The organism is Methylophaga sp. UBA1464, assembly GCF_002325665.1.
GTDB lineage: Bacteria > Pseudomonadota > Gammaproteobacteria > Nitrosococcales > Methylophagaceae > Methylophaga.
In genome coordinates, this window is record NZ_DCSO01000090.1 from 26,296 (window position 1) to 30,465 (window position 4,170).

The 4,170-nt window shown below is 44.7% G+C and carries 3 protein-coding genes; all 3 read right to left on the minus strand.

Translation table 11 applies throughout. The features are described from left to right. On the minus strand, positions 1 to 951 hold a 951-nt coding region (locus tag B3O33_RS12180), incomplete at its 3' end, for an EAL domain-containing response regulator (protein ID WP_292363710.1). Positions 952 to 969: 18 nt separating this feature from the next. Further along, positions 970 to 3,933, minus strand: coding sequence for a hybrid sensor histidine kinase/response regulator (locus B3O33_RS12185; RefSeq protein WP_292360925.1), 2,964 nt, complete (start codon positions 3,931 to 3,933; stop codon positions 970 to 972). A gap of 58 nt (positions 3,934 to 3,991) precedes the next feature. Continuing rightward, a partial coding sequence (locus B3O33_RS16050) for a 5-formyltetrahydrofolate cyclo-ligase (protein ID WP_414673295.1) occupies positions 3,992 to 4,170 on the minus strand: 179 nt, incomplete at its 5' end.

Sequence of the window (4,170 nt, forward strand, 5' to 3'; positions counted from 1 at the left end):
CAACATGGATGAAAATCCCGTACCAAAATCATCGATGGAAAGTTGAAAGCCCTTCATCCGCAATCTGGTCAGGATATCCAGTGAAGCGACCGGATCATCCATGGCACCGGTTTCGGTGAGCTCAAGCATGATGCTGTGAAGTTTCACATTATGTAAATGACACAATTCCTCAATCTGGTTGAACAAATTGATATTGGGTAACGATAAGGCAGAAATATTGATGGAACAAAGTAATTGACTGGTTTGGGCAGTCACTGGGTTCTGTCGCTGTTGCAGGCAAAACTGATTAAACCAGGGGAGAGCTTGCTCGAAAACCAAAAGAGTTAAGTCATCAATCAGGTTTTTCTGTTCGGCAATCGCAATAAATACGTCGGGAGCAATAAAACCGTATTCTGCATGATGCCAGCGAGCCAATACCTCAAATCCCATTAAAGCGCCGCTGGTACAACTGACTTTAGGTTGGTAAGCCAGCGTGATTTCCCGGTTTTTAATGGCCTGAGATACATCATCGGATGTAATGGCCGGTTCGTTGGATCTGGCTTGCAATTGTTGCCCATCGAGTAAATCCATGAGGTTTGGTGGAGGCAAATCGATCAGTTCACGGAACGCTTTGGGGTTAAACGGTTTGGGTAAAATTCCGACTATATTTAATCCATGCGCTGCAGCAGAGCGAGCAGCAGCTTGTAAAACCTGATGCCCGACACCGCTGGTAATAATGATTTTGGCAGTGATCTGCTGTTCACCTAATGCGCCCAGGACTTCTACACCATCCATATCAGGCATGATTAAATCAAGCGCAATGTGAGAGGGTTGCCACGCTTGCAGTGAAACAAAAAAATCCTTGGCCGTGGTCGTTACCTGAACCGACATACCTGCATATTCGGCGACATTGCGGATGGTTTCTCCAGTCAGCTCATCATCATCCAGTATCAGCAGTTTATGCTCGGACATGTATCATTCTCTCAGGTTTTATTTAACCAGCATCTGCGCGACTCGGTTTAATAGCGCAGCTCGATGATAAGGTTTGTTCAAAATAGCAATGCTGCCATTTTGTCTTTGTTCTTCAGTTAATACTTTTTCAGTGTATCCCGAGGTAAATAAAACGGGCAGATTATTGCGGAGTTGTTTGGCTTTTTGAGCGAGTTCGTAACCAGTAAGTCCGCCTGGCATAAGCACGTCTGTGAACAGTAAATCAATTTGCTGTACTGACGCAAGCCAGTTTAATGCCTGATTGCCATCTGCAGCAGCCAGAACCTGATAGCCGGCATCCCGAAGCTGAGAGAGTGCATATTGCCTGACCAAATCATTGTCCTCGACAACCAGTATTGTCTGTTGGCCGTTCTCCACCTGGACAGGCGTTTCAATATCATGGAGAACCGGTGCGGGAGATAGCATGTCAGTATGCGGAATAAAAAGCTGGAATCTCGTGCCCTGACCCACTTCGGACTGTACCTGAATGTTCCCGCCAGATTGTTTGATAAAACCAAAAACCATGCTTAATCCCAAGCCGCTGCCTTTACCGGCCGGTTTCGTGGTAAAAAATGGTTCAAATACTTTATCCAGCAGATCCTGTGATATGCCATCCCCCGTATCCAGAACATCTATTTTTACGTATTCTCCGGCGTTCAGATCATTCGCTGATGTTTTTTGCTGCTTCAGTAATACAAACCGTTCAGTACTGATCGTCAGTGTGCCCCCATCAGCCATCGCATCACGCGCATTAAGCGTCAGGTTTAATAAGCTGCTTTCAAGTTGAACCGGATCAATCATTACTGGCCAGAGATCACTGCTGAGGCTCAGCTCCAGCTGGTATTTCTGGCCTAATGAACTTCGCAGCAACGCTTCCATATTGCGTATCAGCATATTGATATTAACGGCTTCAGGGGACAATGGTTGACGTCGTGCAAAGGCCAGAAGATTACGGGTTAACCCTGCACCACGCTCAGCCGCACTGCTGATCAGTCTGACAAGCGGTTGCAAAGATGGTTTATCGTTCAGTTCATCAATTAACAAGTCGCTATTTCCAGTGATAACCGTCAACAGGTTATTAAAATCGTGAGCAATTCCGCCTGTCAGCTGACCGATCGCCTCCATGCGCTGAGCCAGTTGCAGTTGTTTTTGCAGTTGTCTTTCTTCGGTAATATCACGTTCTACAGAAACCCAATGGGTATACCAGCCAGCCGTTAAACCAATTGGCACGCTATTCAGTTCCAGCACGATCTCCCGCCCGCTTTTATGGTATTGCGTCAGCTGAGCTCGAATGGGCTGCCAGGTTTTATAGGCTGCTTCAATTTTTCTCAGTTCATTTTTTTCAGTTTTTGGGCCATGTAATACTTTCAGGGTTTTACCGATTACTTCCTGACGGTTGTAGCCCGTTATGCGTTCAAACGCACTGTTTACAAAAACGATATTGGGTTTTTCACCGGGGTTCCTGGGTGCTTCAGTAATAATCACCACATCATTAAGCTGTGAAACAGCACTGCGTAATAACTTAAGCTCTTCAGATTCCCGGCGATGCCGGGATATATCCCGCAGATAGACGGTTAAACCGCTGGTGGAAGGATAGATCCTGACATCCAGCCATAGTTTTTTTGCATCATAAAAATGTTCAAACGACATGACCTGTTGTTGCAGCAATGCGGATGACAATTTTTTAACCAGTGAGCCGGTAGGATCAATATCGGTATTTTCGATGCCTTTATGATCCAATAACCGGGAGCGTGTCATGTTAAATAAAGCTGTTGCCTGGTTATTGAGATAACTAAAACGCAGATCAGTACTTAATGTGAAAAAAGCATCGGTGATGCTATCCAGTGTGTTTTGCAGTTGTTGTGATAATGCTTCACTTTGTTGCTGGAGAATTTTGATTTGATGGATATTAGTGCTCCAGCCATACCATTTGGCGATTTGATTCTGCTCATCTCTGATGGCATTGGCTTGCGCCAGAAACCACATATATTCATCATCAAAACGACGCAGACGAAACTCATCAGAATAAGCATCTCCGGTTTTCATTGAGTGAAGCCATCGTTCATGCACCCTTAGTTTATCGTCCGGATGAACCAATTCAAGCCAGTTATTTAAAACATACGTTTCGGACTTACCGAAATATTCAAGTGTGAAGGGGGAAACAGAGTCGAGAATACCTTCTGCAGTAACCGTCCACATAAACTGCAATGTGTTTTCAGCCATATAATGCGAACGAAGCTGTTCTTCATGCAGACTCGCTTCAACCAATTTACTGTCATGCACATCCTGAATGACACCTTGAATTTGATTTGGTAACTGCTCGTTGTGACAAGAAAATATTCTTATCCGATGCGGCCCACTCTGTCCGATCAAAGAGAATTCGCCATCCATAGAACTCTGTTGATTTAACATGTCATTCAGAGCCTGATGTAAGGTATTTTGCTGTTTGTCGACAAATAAGGAGACGAATTGCGACTGAGAAATTGTGCTGCGATTATGCTGATTAAGGATTTGAGCGGCTTCGGGACTTAAATGTAACTGTCCGGACTTCCCTAGTTGCCAATAACCCAGCTTTGCAATGTCGGCAGCCAGCTTGAGCTGATGCTGGTGTCTGGATTGCTGTTGCTGTGAGCGAATAGTAAAACTGCTGATCAAATAAATGGTCATCAAGGCCAGGGTGGCCAGCACCCGGTTAGCGATAAACTGGGTCTGTAAAATAGCTTCAAGACTAGCGGGTATTATTACTATCCCGGACCAAACAAATAATAAACTGGTGATGAAAGTAATTGTCAGACGACGAATGCTGGCACCAACACTCGCCAGCATTAGAATGGGGGCATACAAAATACCGTGGGCAAACCCCGGAACAGTGTAGCGGTCAGCCAGTAACACCAGAAACAACAATAAAAAAATCAGCCCATCAAATAACGGGCTGCTTGATAAACGGCTTATGGTCTGATTCATATCTATAGATGACTCCAGTCATCCGGCACTGGCATTGATAATGTCACAAAAGGAGATGTTAAGAATAGATGTTTTCTTCTGTAACAATAATATCCATGGGGATATCATGTGGCTGCGGCTGTATGGTTTCAAGTAACATCCATTCAAAGCCGATACCAATGCTTAACGGTTTTGCCGAAACGTCCAGCGTACGATCATAAAATCCTCCACCGTTGCCTAAACGATGTAAATTTGCAT